This window comes from Terriglobia bacterium (assembly GCA_020072645.1).
Taxonomy (GTDB): Bacteria; Acidobacteriota; Terriglobia; order Terriglobales; family Acidobacteriaceae; genus Angelobacter.
This window is the reverse complement of record JAIQGK010000006.1, coordinates 118,325-132,859: the sequence shown is the minus strand read 5'-3', so window position 1 is coordinate 132,859 and position 14,535 is coordinate 118,325. Positions and strand designations below refer to the sequence as shown.

12 protein-coding genes are annotated in these 14,535 nt (G+C 54.9%); 4 read left to right on the top strand and 8 right to left on the bottom strand.

The features are described from left to right. Positions 1-126: 126 nt before the first annotated feature. The 4 genes from LAO76_10640 to LAO76_10625 form a co-directional block, all read right to left on the bottom strand. Positions 127-306 carry a hypothetical protein gene (locus LAO76_10640; protein ID MBZ5491378.1) on the bottom strand — a complete coding sequence of 60 codons (180 nt, stop codon included), beginning with the start codon at positions 304-306 and terminating at the stop codon, positions 127-129. Next, entirely contained in the window at positions 303-4,682 is a 4,380-nt protein-coding gene (locus LAO76_10635; GenBank protein ID MBZ5491377.1) for a DEAD/DEAH box helicase, read from the bottom strand. The genes LAO76_10640 and LAO76_10635 overlap by 4 nt, the downstream gene beginning before the upstream one ends. Before the next feature lie 33 nt (positions 4,683-4,715). Next, complete coding sequence (locus tag LAO76_10630) at positions 4,716-5,876, bottom strand: NUDIX domain-containing protein (protein ID MBZ5491376.1); 1,161 nt, start codon at positions 5,874-5,876, stop codon at positions 4,716-4,718. Positions 5,877-5,960: 84 nt separating this feature from the next. After that, the gene (locus LAO76_10625; protein ID MBZ5491375.1) at positions 5,961-7,436 is read right to left on the bottom strand and encodes a tetratricopeptide repeat protein; all 1,476 of its coding nucleotides are present in this window, start codon (positions 7,434-7,436) and stop codon (positions 5,961-5,963) included. 396 nt (positions 7,437-7,832) lie between these two features. Here LAO76_10625 and LAO76_10620 point away from each other — a divergent pair, with 396 nt between their 5' ends. Further along, positions 7,833-8,246 carry a hypothetical protein gene (locus tag LAO76_10620; protein MBZ5491374.1) on the top strand — a complete coding sequence of 138 codons (414 nt, stop codon included), beginning with the start codon at positions 7,833-7,835 and terminating at the stop codon, positions 8,244-8,246. Between the two features lie 91 nt (positions 8,247-8,337). Here LAO76_10620 and LAO76_10615 read toward each other — a convergent pair whose 3' ends face one another. The 4 genes from LAO76_10615 to LAO76_10600 form a co-directional block, all read right to left on the bottom strand. Further along, positions 8,338-8,739 carry a hypothetical protein gene (locus tag LAO76_10615; protein ID MBZ5491373.1) on the bottom strand — a complete coding sequence of 134 codons (402 nt, stop codon included), beginning with the start codon at positions 8,737-8,739 and terminating at the stop codon, positions 8,338-8,340. 69 nt (positions 8,740-8,808) lie between these two features. Then, on the bottom strand, positions 8,809-9,237 hold the full coding sequence (locus tag LAO76_10610; protein MBZ5491372.1) for a hypothetical protein: 429 nt from the start codon (positions 9,235-9,237) through the stop codon (positions 8,809-8,811). A gap of 17 nt (positions 9,238-9,254) precedes the next feature. Further along, on the bottom strand, positions 9,255-9,572 hold the full coding sequence (locus LAO76_10605) for a cytochrome c (protein MBZ5491371.1): 318 nt from the start codon (positions 9,570-9,572) through the stop codon (positions 9,255-9,257). Continuing rightward, positions 9,569-10,645, bottom strand: coding sequence for a hypothetical protein (locus tag LAO76_10600; protein ID MBZ5491370.1), 1,077 nt, complete (start codon positions 10,643-10,645; stop codon positions 9,569-9,571). The genes LAO76_10605 and LAO76_10600 overlap by 4 nt, the downstream gene beginning before the upstream one ends. A 345-nt stretch (positions 10,646-10,990) precedes the next feature. Here LAO76_10600 and LAO76_10595 point away from each other — a divergent pair, with 345 nt between their 5' ends. From LAO76_10595 to LAO76_10585, 3 genes are all read left to right on the top strand, one after another. Then, positions 10,991-11,806 carry an acyltransferase gene (locus tag LAO76_10595; protein MBZ5491369.1) on the top strand — a complete coding sequence of 272 codons (816 nt, stop codon included), beginning with the start codon at positions 10,991-10,993 and terminating at the stop codon, positions 11,804-11,806. A gap of 178 nt (positions 11,807-11,984) precedes the next feature. Next, on the top strand, positions 11,985-13,472 hold the full coding sequence (trpS, locus tag LAO76_10590) for a tryptophan--tRNA ligase (GenBank protein MBZ5491368.1): 1,488 nt from the start codon (positions 11,985-11,987) through the stop codon (positions 13,470-13,472). Positions 13,473-13,658: 186 nt separating this feature from the next. Next, positions 13,659-14,468, top strand: coding sequence for a segregation/condensation protein A (locus LAO76_10585; GenBank protein ID MBZ5491367.1), 810 nt, complete (start codon positions 13,659-13,661; stop codon positions 14,466-14,468). Positions 14,469-14,535: the final 67 nt, after the last annotated feature.

Sequence of the window (14,535 nt, the reverse complement as noted above, 5' to 3'; positions counted from 1 at the left end):
TGAAGGACCCCTATAATCGCTATGCTCTTCGGGTAGAAAAGGCGCGCGTAGACGTTAGCGTGAATGAATTAATTTTTGTCAGAATGTAATACATACTGCTGTTTCTTCCACCAAAGAGTATGGAGGTCATAGTGATCCCTCGCTGCGCTCGGGACTTTGGACACTATCTTTCGCAAACCCATACGGGCAATGTCTACATCCGGAACGGCAGCAATATCCGCGATTGAGCAAGTATTTTGCCGTAAAGACCCAGTTCCCTCTTTCCAGGTAGTAGTCTTCGCCTTCCACCAGATCGGATCCGCTCATAGCCTGCCCGCCATACTCAGAATCGGAGTTTCAGGTGTCTCAACCAACGCTCCATCCTTAAAGCTAAGGTACTTGCCGGAAATCGCGGGCACGCGCTCCCCGGGTACCACGATCCCTGCAAGGTTCAACGGATCGGCAGCGGAGATCGTTACGATTTCACCAGTGGGAGGAATGGTCTTCATTGCGCGCAAAGATTCAACGGCCACGGGCAAGGCAAATTGTTCGCCGATGAAGCCGCTGATAAAACGTCCACCGCGGATTTCACCGCGATCTTCGAGTCGCCGGAACGAAATCAACAGGTCACGCCAGCGCGGCAGCATGCTTTCCCGCACCAGCAGTTCACGGAAGACCACGCCATAGCGCTCAAGAAGCACGCGGCAGACAGATTCAATTGCTCGTCCGCTGTCCTCACCATGTGGCGGGTACAGTAATGACCAGCGTCCGGCGCTGTGCCGTGGACGATTGTTCTTGCCGCTTCCCTGCCCGGCGCGCCGCTTGGGATCGATGAGCGCGCGCAGGTTGTCGAACCCATCGGCCGTAACCAGGCCCGCAGCCACCAATTCCCAGAGCGAGGTTTCAATCTCCGCTTTTAGCTTGCCCGTGCCGCGCACGATATCGGCAAAGAAAGACGCGCCGCGCGTTCGCAGAAACGTAAGGACTTCACGCGCACCTGCGCCAAGGCCGCGAACTTCCTGCTCGGCATCACGATGTGCCGATTTCACGCTGGGCAAAGCCATCCATTCCGCTTCATCGCGAACGAAGAACGTGATGGGAGCAACGCTTGTAGGAACCACTCGACGTCCGCCGCCGGAAGAATCTTCAAGCATTGCCGGATGAGGCGTAAGCCGTCCCCATCCGATTGCGCCCGTAAGGCAAAGCTGGTCCAGAACTTGCGGATCATAATTGTTGATCCTTCGCGCGAGGATATGGCGCTCCCACGCGCTGGCCGGTACCTCAAAACCTTGCAACTGCCGCAGCACTTGCAGCGTGCCATGTTCGGCCCGCGCCTGCGTTCCCGGCGCAACATGCTGCCAGCGCAGCAGCCAGCGCATGAACGTGGCCGATGTGACCGGCTCAATCTGCTTGCGCAGCGTTCCCAGCGTCAGGCGATGAATTCGTGCCAGCAATCGGCGTTCTGACCACTGCGTCTCCTCACCCATCGTCTTATCAAAATTGCCGCGCAGAATCAGGCCGGTGGTTTCAATGCGCAACAGCGTCTTGTCTATTTCGGTGACAGGCAGACGCAGTAACGCGGCCAGTGCTGATGCATTGGTCGGCCCCAGATGCGTGAGCCACCCAGTGACCATGGCTTTGAGCGCATCTTCTTGCGATGGTATCTCTCTTTCAACCACCGGCAGCTGGTCTTCAAACTCCGCTTCTGGATAAATTGCCGCGAAGGCTTTGGCTTTTTCTGCTGATACCCAAAATGTATCGCTCGCAGGCGAGGGCGCCTGCGGTCCACATGAATTGTATGAATTGTGGAGCGCGGCCGCCCCCGGCTGCGCGGGTACAACTGCGGGTATTCTCGCCCTGGTCGCACGATTGGATTCACGCAAACTGCCAAAGTAGCCACGCCATGCTTCCGCTGGCGAACGGCCATCGGGGGGCACAAAGCTTTCTGGCAGAGCAATCAGCGTATGCAGCGTATCCGCCAGTTCGTCGGCGTCTCGCACGTCAGGCCACGCGTCGGCCCTAACTTCAGCAATCGCCGCTGGATCAAGCGCGCCAACTTCCTGCAAGACTGATTCAGGCAACGTGCGCCGCATCTCCACGGCGCGCGCGCGACGTTCTTCTAAAGGAGCATCGTCGAGATATGCGTAAGGATTGCTGTTGAGAATCTCGTGGGAAAAGACTGAGGGCACCGGCGTATCGACGGCGATGCACTTGATCTCGCCCGACCGCATCTTGCGTAAAACATCCTTGAGGCCTTCAAGGTCGAGCGCTTCCTGGAAAATATCTTTCATCACCTCGCGCAAAAGAGGATGGTCGGGGACGACGATCGGTCCGTCGGCATTTTCCTGGCATTGGGCCACATCGGGAAATACGGAAGCCAGCAGATCAGCGGAACGGGTGCGTTGTACCTGCAGCGGAATCTTTTTGCCATTCCAGTAGCGCAGCAGAGCCAGCGCGCGGTTTGCGTCCCAGCGCCAGCGCGTTTCCAGCAGCGGAGAGAGCAGCGCCGCCTGCTGCAAAACTTCTTTCACTGTATTCTCGTGCAGGAAGTGGAAAACATCAGCCAGCGGGAAGCTGTGCTGCTCGGCCAAAGAAATATTTACGCCATTGTCTGTTGCGGCTGCCTGCAATTCAAAGTTAAAAGAGACGCAGAAACGCTTGCGCAGAGAGAGTCCCCAGGCTTTGTTAATGCGTGCGCCGAACGGAGCATGCACGACCAATTGCATGCCGCCGCCTTCATCAAAGAAGCGCTCGGCTATGACGGTATTTGTTGTGGGGACCGCGCCCAGCACGGTGCGTCCGGTCACAATATATTCAATGGCCTGCTCTGCGCCGGAATCATCCAGCCCACACTCGTGCTTAAGCCATTCCACGGCATTCAAAACTTCCGGCGATTTCTGGTTGACGAATCCGGGCACTGTATGGGGCGTGAGGTCGCTGATCTTCTGGCGCAGTTCGCCGATCTGTCTAGAAAGTTCTTCCGTGCGTCCCGGAGCTTCGCCGAGCCAGAAAGGAATCGAAGGCGGTGCGCCGTGCGCATCTTCCACCAGGATGCGTCCCGCAGATTCCACGCGGCGGATACGCCAGCTCATGTTACCCAAAAGGACTATGTCGCCCTTCAGACTTTCTACGGCAAAGTCTTCATGCAGCGTGCCGACGACGGTCCCTTCCGGCTCGGCGACAACGGTATAAAGTGCGGTCTCAGGGATTGCGCCGCCATTCATAATGGCAATCATCCGCGCGCCGCGGCGGGCCTTCAGCCGCTTGTTCATACGATCGCGATACAGATATGCGCCAAATCGGCCACGCTGTGAGGCAATACCATCGCCCAGCATGGTCAGCAGATCGTCAAACTCTTTCCGCTCAAGTTCGCGATAAGGGTAGGCCCGTTTGACCAACGTAAAGAGCTCGTCCTCGCCCCATTCTTCAGCAGCGCAAATCGCCACAATCTGCTGCGCCAGAATATCGAGCGGAGCGTCAGGAATGATCAGGCGGTCAAGTTCCCCGTGATGGATGGAGCGTACCAGCGCGGCACATTCGATCAACTCGTCGCGCGTAGTGGGAAAGAATCGGCCTTTGGGTACAGCGCCACGCCAGTGGCCCGCGCGGCCAAAGCGCTGGAGTGACACGCCGATAGATCGCGGAGAGCCAATGTGCAGAGCCAGATCTACATGGCCGATATCAATTCCTAGTTCGAGCGAAGCGGTGGCCACCAGAACTTTGAGTTCGCCATTTTTGAGCTTGCTTTCCGCATCCAGACGAAGCTTGCGCGCCAGACTGCCATGATGCGCTCCCACCACGTCTTCGCTCATGCGTTCGGCCAGGTTAAAAGAAACGCGCTCAGCCAGTCGCCGCGTGTTCACAAACACCAGCGTTGAGCGGTGCTGCTGGACCAACTCGCAGATGCGGTTGTAAATCTCGTCCCACAGTTCGTTGCTGGCAACAGGTCCAAGCTCTTGCCCAGGCACTTCGATCGCCAGATCCATCTGTCGCTTGTGGCCGACATTGACGACAACTGGATCGGGACGGTGATTGCCAGTCAGAAAGTGAGCGACGGTTTCAATCGGCTTCTGCGTGGCGGAAAGACCAATGCGCACAGCGCGTTTTTCGGTTAACGCGTCCAGGCGTTCAAGAGAAAGGGCAAGATGCGCGCCGCGCTTATCGTCGGCCACGGCGTGGATTTCGTCGACGATGATGGTGTTTACGTGGGTGAGAATGCCGCGGCTCTTCTGCGCCGTGAGCAAGATGTATAAAGATTCCGGAGTGGTCACCAGAATATGAGGAGGCCGTTTAAGCATCCGCACTCGGTCCTGCGTCAACGTGTCGCCGGTGCGCACCGCGGTGCGAATCTCCGGCATCAGCATCCCCTTTTCGCCGGCCAGCGCTATGATCTCACCGAGCGGGCCTTCCAGGTTCTTCTGAATGTCATTGCCCAGGGCCTTTAGCGGCGATATATAAAGGATCTCTGTGCGGTCGGTAAGATCGCCACTCAACGCCTTGCGCACGAGCCGATCAATGCAAATCAGGAACGCTGCCAGCGTCTTGCCTGATCCGGTCGGCGCCGAGATAAGCGTAGTTCGTCCGGCCAGAATATGCGGCCAGCCCTGCTCCTGTGGCTCCGTGGGCGTGCCGAATTTATTAATGAACCATTCCTGCACCAGGGGATGGGCCCAGGCCAGGGATTCCGGGACGGGAGGAAGCATCTACAGATTATAACAGTTTCGTTAAAGATTCGCTTAAATATCTGCGCTGAGACTGGTCGTTGCTGCCATCAGCTCTTCATCGGCCAGCTTGAGCAATTTCCGATGTCGTTCCACCGCGTTGCGCTTCAGAGCTTCCTCCAGAATAAGCCATAGATGCTCACGCTTGCGTTCTTTTGGCCTTTCCTGCTTCAGGGCTTCCATCAGATAAAACTGCACCTTGATCGGCTCATCCTTGAAGGTGTAAGACGACTCGCCCAGCGGACCCCTGATGCCGGCCCAAACCCCGCTCTCCTCGCGAACTTCGCGAACTGCAGTTTCCTGCAATTTCTCTCCCGGATTGATGTGGCCTTTGGGCAACACCCATTTCAGTGGATCGTCTGTAGCTTGCACCAAAAGATACTCAAGCTTATCCTTTGTCCCGCCATTAGAAGGATCGACGCTCGTCCGGCGGTAGACCACGCCGCCTGCATGTGTGAATTCGCTCGGCGGCATGGTTGCCGTGGCGCGGTATCCGTCTTTCCGCTGACTCTCCAGCGTGATGACATACCAATAAGCCTGGTTTGTGGCCTTTATGCGCTGGTCAAAGTATCTCCAAAAGGCCAGCACCAGAAGAGGCAGGCAGGCGATCGCAAGAGGATATTGACGCGTAACCACGCTCCAAGGACAAATAATGCAAAGCACCACAAACAGGCTGCGGAAAAACTTGGAGTCGGCCTCGAAGCGCTGGACCGATGCTAGGGCTTCAGGATGGTCGAGTGTCAACTGTGCCTTGGCCCACTGAAAAGCATTGATTGAAAGAGACGCCTTGAGTCGATCAAGATAGTATTCCTTGATCTTCACAGCGTGGCTGACCGGCGGGGCCGAATCACTTTTGACAAAAACCTTTGCCAGTAATCTCGCCCAGGTAGGAGAAAGCTTTTCGCCTTTGGCCACCCTCCTGACCTGCTCCGCAAAAGTCGCCCCTTTGACCGGATCATAAATACGGTCATCGAGCAGCGCGGAGCCGATGAGGAAAATAAAATGTCCGAGCAGATAACTTACGACGAGAAAGATAACGATTTCATCCGAGCCGGGCTTGTATCCAAGCAATCGCCACAGAGGCCCCTTCAGCAAGAAGGTAAGCACCGCGCCGGGCAAGAGCACGGAAAAGAGGTCTATTACGCCGATAAAGAATTTTTGCGGCTCAAAGCCCATGGTCGTCTCTCCCTATGCGCCTAGGCACGGATTGAAACCTAGACCAAACGCGGGAACGCAGTCAAGGAAGAACAACCATACTAACTACTTCTTCGCCGCAACCGCTTCTTGCTGTGCGCGATAGGCAGGGACAACCAGCGCTTCTTCAACCGTAGGTATCTTCCAGTCGAGAAGCTTCATGCGCCATTCCTCGGCCGCAGCTTTTGCGTTGGCTTTGCGATCCGCGGTTATAAGCAACCGGATGGAGACAGGGTTCATGAAGTCCTGTTCAAGCTGTGCGGCGGCATCACGATACTTCTTTTGCGCCAGGTAGAGCGTCCCAGCCGCGCCCGAGTAAGTTCTCTCGATGCTGATGGAGCCGGAGGCGCTCATCTTCGCGAGTTCGCTGAGTATTTTCTTTGCAATCGAGAAGTCATTGGCAGCGACAGCCTTCTCCAGGCGGACGCGCAGGATGCGCGCGCGCTCTTCGTCTAGATCAGACTCGGCCACCAACAAACTGTTTTCTGTCAAAACCGTATCGGCGCGGTTCAAATCGTCGGCCGCGGCTGCACGATCATTCTGATACATGGCCATGATGCGATAGGCACGCGCTTCCCATACCCACTGTCCCATGGCGTGGGCGCTCGCAGCGGCCTGGCGATAGGCCTTGTCCGCGTCGTCATATTTTTGATCGCGCAGGTAGGTCATGGCGGATTTCTGCAGGTATTCCGCTTTCAGTCCGTTGCCCGGAGCTTCCTGAATGGCCTTGGCATACTCCGTACGCGCACGTTCTTCCTGGCCCATCACCGCGTATGTCTCACCCAGCTCTTTCTGAGATATATAAAAGGTCGGATCGATCTTCAGGGCGATGTGGTACTGCTCCAGCGCGTCATCAAATCGTCCGGAGAGGCGCAGCATTTCGCCGTAAGAATCATGCGGGTTGGGTTCATTGGGAAGAAGCTTTACGTACTTCCCCATGGCGTCAATCGCCTTGTCATACTCGCGGCTGCGCGAATACAGATATCCCAGCTGGTTGTAGGCGGTAGCATAGGCCGGATCATCTTCCAGCGCCTGCAAAGTAAAGGTCTTGGAGCGCTCGTACTCGTCGAGCTTGTAAAGCCAGTATCCGATGAGAAAGTTCAAGCGCTTGTCATGCGGATACGCCTGGGCCACGTCGTTCATGGCCTGGATGCCTTCCACGTAGTTGTTCTCATGCACGCCGGCCATCCAGCGGACCATTGACTGCTCTGCTGGTGTGATGTGGTTCAAGAGCGCCTTGGCTTTGGCGCGGTCCTGGCTCTCCTCGGCGGGGTCGGTAGTCGTAAAGCAAATCCATGTGTAAGCGAGTGCGAACTTCGGATCGAGCGCAACCGCTTCGCGCCAGTCACGCAGGGCAAAATTCCAGCGATGGTTCTCATAATGGACCATGCCCGTCTCAAAGTATCGCGCTGCTGCCGCTGATGAGGTGGTCACCGGAAACTTCTCGGATTTGCCCGCTTTGGACTTGACCGTGGTTTGGGGATACGCCGCAGTTATAGCGGCGGCCAGAAAGAGCGCAAACATCAGGCGTGGCAATCGCATAGGACTCCCTGGGGCTATTGGAGCCCAGTTTGCATTCCGGCCACAACGTAACGGCGGTAACCCACCCAGCAACTCTGGTGATTCCCTTGATGCCCTCGGATTTAAGAGATCTTCCAGGACAAGCCTCTCTTTCATGTCCGATCAACGCGGAGAGATCGAATGACGCGGGCCTGTAACCTTTCTTGTTCCACATCAAGGATTTAGCGTGTCCCATCCATGTTGGCCCCATTGGACGAAGAACCATGTACCTCAGTAACTCAACGCGGAGAAGACATCCAGCATCTCACGTTTTAAGCTACTTCTTGTGAGCCACTGTTCCGGTCGTCTGTAGAGCTGTAATGCCACTTCTTCCGATGTCTAGGGTGTCCCAAATACTTGCAGTGCAAGGATTAGACAATGGAAGATCTCTCAGATCAGATTGAAAATATTACTCAAGAACTGAAGGCCCTACATGCGAAATTGCGATGGTCCACGTTCCAGGACGCCGATTCCGGCGATCAAGACCGCATCTTGAACAATTTGTTGAATGCCGGATTAGGCCAGGACTTGAAGAAGGCAGTTGACCTGCTCAGCCAGTTTTTGTGGTGCTATATCGAATCCGCCGCGGCGCGAATCAATGCGGACGGGGTGGATTACGCACAACAAAGCCTCCGCCTGGGCCAGGTCACTGAGATGCTACGGCTTCTCCACCATTCAGCGTGTCCGCTCAAAGAGTCTCTGGCTTCAATTGAACAAGCGACTATGACGGTAGCCCGCAATGCGGAAGCCACCGCCATGTACCGACCATTAACTATGGAGAAAACTGCCTGACCCAGGCTTTTCTTCTGCTGTTTAACCAAAAACGGCTGCGCTTAAGCGCAGCCGTGTAATTTGCCAATCTCGTTAAAAGAAAGTTGAACGGCTACTTATCTTCTTCCATGTCGAAGACATGGAGGGTATGGGTGTCGGCATCTAAAGTTCCGCTGATCTTTACTTTCTTGCCCGCAAATTGCTCGGCTTTAACCTGATCGTCAAGTTTATAAACGTCCTTCTTTACCACCAGGACGTAACTGCCTCCCATATCTTTTACGCAATGGTGAGTGCAGCTCTCTTCATCGGTGGCGCCCTGAATGCCGCGCTTCGTCATCCAGTCATGGGAATGCGCATCAGAGTGCACGTTGTAGGCGCACTGGCTATCCATGATGGAGCCATGCAGCGCCACAGTGGCGTCTTTGGGCTTATCTTTCGCAAATGAATAGAAAGACAACAGGGCAAGTGCAGTCAAGAAAAACGTCGCGCGCAATTTGTACATCGATTTGTTCATTGGAAATCTCCTGAAATGTTCAGTTTTGCTGGGGAGCAGACGCGAGCGTTTCCAGTCACAACAGAACTTTTATGGCAAAACCACAAACTTCATCCGCATGCCTTCGTGCTCGTCACTGCAGATGACCGTACATAAAACTTCATACTCGCCGGGCTCCGCTGGAGCCATCAGAGAAAACTCCTGCATACCCTCCTTAAGTTCGAAATCCCAGCCACTCACTTTGTGGTGGTCATTGGCGCGCAACAATGTAAATCCATGGACCGTGCCGTCACGGTTCCAGGTCTTCCCTTTGCGCGCAATGACGCGCAGCAGAATCGGCTCACCGGCCTTGACCGTGATCTCCGCGTGGCTCATACCGGCTATCTTGAAATGGCTGTCTTTATCGGCCAAAATTTGAATTACGCGGCCCTGCGCGAAACATGGCATGGACGAGAGAAAAAATAATGCAAAGGCCGCCAGGAGCGAAAGCTGCGTTAAATAGTTGAGCGGACGCCTCATACTAAAAGCCTGCATCACTACTCCGTCATGTAGCGCAGGATCAAGCGCATATCCTGGTCTGTGATGGTGGCGCGAACACGCATGTGGCGCACAATGGTGGCCATCATTCGCGGCGGGAATTTAGGCGGCGCGGCATGGCAGCGTCCGCAGTTGGAGCGAAAACGCTTCTCGCCCTCAAGGTTCATGTTTTCATGCTGCGCGCTCTGCTCCGCAGAAACGGTGGGCGCCGGAGAGTCTTTCGCGGTATCCTTGCCGCCACTGCTGGCGTTGGCCATCAAGCCCAGCGACAGCGCACTTGCGACGAGGAACGCCGCCAGGAAAAATTTCATCTTCATCGCGCGCCTCCTTGCGGCAGCATCGGCATAATAAAGCGATATGTCATGCCAATCGTCCAAAGATTGGCGTTGCGGCCAAGCACAAACTGGCGGCCATAACTAGCTGAGGCCCGGATATCGCTGCGCAGGTAATAGTTCATGCCGAAATCGCCTTCGTTCGTATCCTTGCCGAGCGCACCCAGTTTTTTTACCGTGGCGGCAGAAAGGTTTGCGGCGGCAAAGAACTGCTCTCCGCGACCAACCAATTCCAGTCTCCGCAAAGAAGGAATCTGGCTGAGCCGATAGACTGATTCAATCCAGTAAGCGCTTCCTTTTGTTCCCGATGACCGAACATACTCGGAACGTACAGTTAACGGCGCACGATTCGGCTGCCATTCCAGAAACACGCCAGAAGAATGCGGACGGTCAGCCTGCAAAACCTGCTGGAATGATGCGCCTACTTCCAGCCTTTGACGTGGCAGGAAAAATCCGAGCCGGCCGCCGGTCGAGCGGTCAGTAGCCAGCAAGTGATGCGTGTTATTTGCCGAAAAATAAGCCGCGTAAGTAACGTTCAGGCTATCCGTGCCAGAAAAACCGCCGCGTATCATGCCGCCCAGCGCGGAACCACTTGTAACAGGTGAAGTCAGTGGATTGGGTTGCAGCGCTCGTATCCAGTTGGGCGCCAGCCGCTCGCCGTAAATATTGAAAGGCGTTGTAAACCGGCCCGCTACAAACGTCATGTAACGATTGGCAATGTAGTCAATCTGGCCGTAAGGCATCCCGTAGGAAATTGTCCCGTTGTAATCACCCTGCGCATTCTTGCTGAAGGTGTCGGAGTAGGAGCCTTTGGCTTCAAGCAGCCACTTGTCTCCCACCGGCAACAGCAGAAGCGGGCTCACCGTGGGAGCATCCTGATATTGGCCGGCAGTGACGCGGGTGAAATAAGCGGTTGAGCCGGTCAGGATTGGGACAGCCTTGAAGCTGTCGGCCTTAAATTCATCATCCTGGGCCTGGACCGCGAGCGAAATTAAGATAAAGAGACCGAGAAGACCCGCTTGCGCGACTTTCCTGGGCCATATAACACGACTGCACATAAACCGTTCTGCTTTCCTTTAATGCAGCTAAACAAATCCCGGAATGGCATGTTTATATCGTTAATTGTGACCAGAGAACAACGGTACCGAGGTAACCACTGTGCCATTTCCGAATTTGAGCTAACTTTGTAAAGCAATCCCAAAAGGGGGCGGGCTAAATGCATTCCAGGTTGCTGCTTCGCCCCGACGCCAGACCCTCGCCGATCTCAAGTGACGCCACAAAAAATTTGAGGCGAAGATGGCGCGTGAAAAATCGAATTCCTGTCGAAGACCGAGCTGATGCGAGGCGGAATCCGGCCGCCGTTATATCATTGAACTCTTAAATACTAAGATTGAGGGGCTTGCATGCCGCGTTACGAATACCGCAACATTCAGCCGCTGCCCGCGGCTGAAAAAGCGTTCCTGGACTGGATACAGAAGCTCGATGAGCAGTTTGCCAACCGCAATATCGAGCATCGCTGTCTGGTCGTTCGTGACACGCTGCATGAACTCTACCTGGGCCGGCCCTATGCCGATCCGGCGTCTCACGCCTCATTAGCGGAACAGGCCCTGGTGCACAGCTTTGATCCGCGCAATGCCTCTCTGGAACCGGAATACTATGGCGACGTTGACGCGCAGAAATACGCGGAACGCAAACCCCTGATCTGGTTCTGGATGATGTTTGACCGGTCACCCCTGGGGATCAATCACTGGCTGGGATACCGCGTCCGGGCCATGGTGGCAAAGCATGTGCTGAAACACATCGGCAAAAACGTAAAGATTTTTCACGGCGTGGAAGTCTCTTATGGCTACAACCTGACCATTGAAGATAATTGCGTGATCCACAAATACGTCTTGCTGGACGACCGGGGAGAAATCGTTATTCACGAAGGCAGCTCAATTTCCGATTACGCCAATGTTTATTCCCATGACCATGATCTGAATGATGGAATGATCGTAACGAACCGTAAGACGGAGATCGGGCCGCGCGCCCGCATCACATATCACGCAACCGTCATGAGCGGAGTCCGTGTGCACGAACACGGCTTGCTGGGATCGATGGGCATTGCGACGAAGGACATTGATCCATTCACGATTTCCGTCGGCATACCAGCAAAACCGGTGAAGGTGAAAACAATAGCGCCACAGGAGCAAGCCACTGGGGGCAAGACAGGAACATAGCAACCAGATCCTTTCACCGCAAAGGGCGCGAAGATCGCAAAGAAGATTCTGATTTTCTCCGCTTTTGCCTTTGCAGCTTTTGCACTTCAAGTTCTTTGGCCAATTACCATTTGCTAATTGCTGTTTGCTAAACTGCTAATTGCCGGCCGATGAGCTGTCGCCGCTCTCCATACAAATGATGAACCATCCAACGAAAACTTCACGTCCCCGTGTCCTGAGCGGCATGCGCCCCACGGGCAAGCTGCATCTTGGTAACTACGTTGGCGCGCTGCAGAACTGGGTAAAGCTGCAGAATTCGCACGACTGTTTTTTCTTTGTGGCGGACTGGCACGCGCTCACTACCGATTACGACAATACGTCGCGACTGGCTGATAACTCCCTGGAAGTTGTGCTGGATTTTCTCGCCGCCGGTCTCGATCCTGAAAAGTGCGCCATCTTTGTGCAGTCGCACGTGCGCGAGCATGCCGAGTTGCACCTGCTATTTTCCATGATCACGCCGCTGGGATGGCTGGAGCGCGTTCCCTCTTTTAAAGAACAACAGCAGCAGATGCCGAACAAAGACCTGCACATGTATGGATTTCTGGGCTATCCGCTGCTCCAGGCAGCCGACATCCTTATATATCGCCCCGATTTTGTGCCGGTGGGCGAGGACCAGTCAGCGCACATTGAACTCACGCGCGAAGTAGCACGCCGCTTTAACCAGTTTTATAAGCTGAATGACAAGCCTGTCTTCCCTGAGCCGCAGACATTGCTCACGCCTTCACCCAAGCTGCTGGGTACCGACAAGCGAAAGATGTCAAAGTCGTACGGCAATTCAATTCTGTTGAGCGACGAGGCAGCCGCCGTCGAGCAGAAGATCAAGAACAGCGTTACAGATCGGCCCAAGCTGACGGATCGCGGCAGTCCCGACCGCTGTCCTGTGGGTAATCTGCACCAGATCTTCAGTGACAAAGAACGCCTCGCCCATATCACTCAGGGTTGCACGCAAGCCACGATCACCTGCGTGGAATGCAAAGCGCTGGCGGTGGAAAGCGTGAACGCCCACCTGGCTCCCATCCGTGAACGGCGGCATGCGCTGGCGCAAGACCCGGCCAAGTTGCGGCAGACCATTCAGCACGGAGCACAGAAAGCGATAGCCGCAGCCGAAGAAACCATGTCAGCAGTGCGCGATGCGATAGGACTGCTCCGTCTGGGCGCAGTGGCGGGATTGGCCGCGAAAGAGGAAGCGACGACGGCAATCAAAGTCCCTGAGACGATAACCAGCGCCAAGAATGAAGACAAAAGATGGGAGCTGCGGACCTCAGAATGGCTGGAGCGAATCAATAGAACCTATCCTCTTAAGAAGGACCGACCGCGCACATTTATAACGCGCCGAGGGAGAAAAGTGGGCTTGTACGCTGCGGCAGAAGAAAATGGGGCGTGGAGATTTCTGCTGGAGGATCGGCCAGTCAACGTGCTGGTGTTGCTGGCACAGGACAAGGACCGAAACCTGCGTGACTACGTTCTGCCGCCAAAGGTATTGCAGGACCACTGGAAGAAGTTTATGCGTAATGGTGACGGAGTCGAGATTGTGCTGAAGAGAGGGCCTAACGGCATTTCGCTGCAGACCAGCGAAGGCGAACTCGCAATCCAGCAATATAACGGTGATTACAGCGCATTGCAGTAAACCACAAGCAAATAAAAGACGTGTAATCCACAGCTCTGCCATCGGCAAGAGCGACAAATAACATTTAGAATTGAGGAGTTGCAGGACGCAGCCGAGGGCGGCTGCGGTCCACAAGTTTTGTTCGACAAGGCATTCAAGGACCGTTACGGTCCATGATCCTTTGATCTTTATCGACAATCGCTTTAGATGGCAGAAACTTCACAATCCGCGAAGCCGCAGACGAATGAATTTCCGTTCTCAGTGAGCGTCGGGCAGGTCTATGACGGGCCACTCGATCTGCTGCTGGACCTTGTCCGCAAGCAGGATATTGATATTTATGACATTCCCATCGCCAAGATCACGGCGCAATACCTTGGCTATGTCGAAAACCTGAAGCACCTGGACGTGGACATTGCGGCAGAGTTCATTTACATGGCTTCCCTGCTGATCCACATTAAGAGCAAGATGTTGCTGCCGCGCGATCCTGAGGCGGCTGAAGGCGCGCAGGAAGATCCGCGGGAAGAGCTGGTACAGCGGCTGCTGGAGCATGAAAAATTCAAGAATGCGGCGCAGATGCTGATGCAGAAACAACAGATTGAAGAGGCGGTGGTCAGCAATCCCTCAATGAAGGAATTCAAGGACGCTGAAGGCACCGAGCCAGAACTAGCGGCCGACGTGGTGGACCTGGTGCGCACGTTTCAGCAGATCCTTGAGCGCGCCAAGTCGCGTCCAATGTTGCAAGTGGATGAAGAGACCGTTACGGTTGCGCAGATGATTGAATTTTTCCGCCGCCGCCTGTTAATGGAAGACCGCCCGATTCCGCTGAAACGGCTTTTGCAGCACATCACTTCACGCCATGCGCTCATCTCATCTTTTTTGGCGCTGCTTGAACTGGTGCGGCTGCAAGCCATCCTGCTGCGGCAGGAAAGAGTTTTTGGCGAGGTCCTGATCAAGAAGCACGCCATGTTTGACACCGTAATGGGCGAAGGCGCGGCGGTGAGAGATGATTGGAGATAAGCGGTACTTAGTAGTTAGTAATTGGTATTTAGCAAATCATTGTTGAGCTTGATTTTTCGTGGCTGGC

What these genes read in the sequence shown, in the direction of transcription:
- LAO76_10600 (MBZ5491370.1), bottom strand. Translation starts at nt 10,645, where the DNA reads ATGTGCAGTCGTGTTATATGGCCCAGGAAAGTCGCGCAAGCGGGTCTT.
- LAO76_10620 (MBZ5491374.1), top strand. Translation starts at nt 7,833, where the DNA reads ATGGAAGATCTCTCAGATCAGATTGAAAATATTACTCAAGAACTGAAG.
- LAO76_10635 (MBZ5491377.1), bottom strand. Translation starts at nt 4,682, where the DNA reads ATGCTTCCTCCCGTCCCGGAATCCCTGGCCTGGGCCCATCCCCTGGTG.
- LAO76_10625 (MBZ5491375.1), bottom strand. Translation starts at nt 7,436, where the DNA reads ATGCGATTGCCACGCCTGATGTTTGCGCTCTTTCTGGCCGCCGCTATA.
- LAO76_10605 (MBZ5491371.1), bottom strand. Translation starts at nt 9,572, where the DNA reads ATGAAGATGAAATTTTTCCTGGCGGCGTTCCTCGTCGCAAGTGCGCTG.
- LAO76_10595 (MBZ5491369.1), top strand. Translation starts at nt 10,991, where the DNA reads ATGCCGCGTTACGAATACCGCAACATTCAGCCGCTGCCCGCGGCTGAA.
- LAO76_10630 (MBZ5491376.1), bottom strand. Translation starts at nt 5,876, where the DNA reads ATGGGCTTTGAGCCGCAAAAATTCTTTATCGGCGTAATAGACCTCTTT.
- LAO76_10615 (MBZ5491373.1), bottom strand. Translation starts at nt 8,739, where the DNA reads ATGAACAAATCGATGTACAAATTGCGCGCGACGTTTTTCTTGACTGCA.
- LAO76_10640 (MBZ5491378.1), bottom strand. Translation starts at nt 306, where the DNA reads ATGAGCGGATCCGATCTGGTGGAAGGCGAAGACTACTACCTGGAAAGA.
- trpS (MBZ5491368.1), top strand. Translation starts at nt 11,985, where the DNA reads ATGAACCATCCAACGAAAACTTCACGTCCCCGTGTCCTGAGCGGCATG.
- LAO76_10610 (MBZ5491372.1), bottom strand. Translation starts at nt 9,237, where the DNA reads ATGAGGCGTCCGCTCAACTATTTAACGCAGCTTTCGCTCCTGGCGGCC.
- LAO76_10585 (MBZ5491367.1), top strand. Translation starts at nt 13,659, where the DNA reads ATGGCAGAAACTTCACAATCCGCGAAGCCGCAGACGAATGAATTTCCG.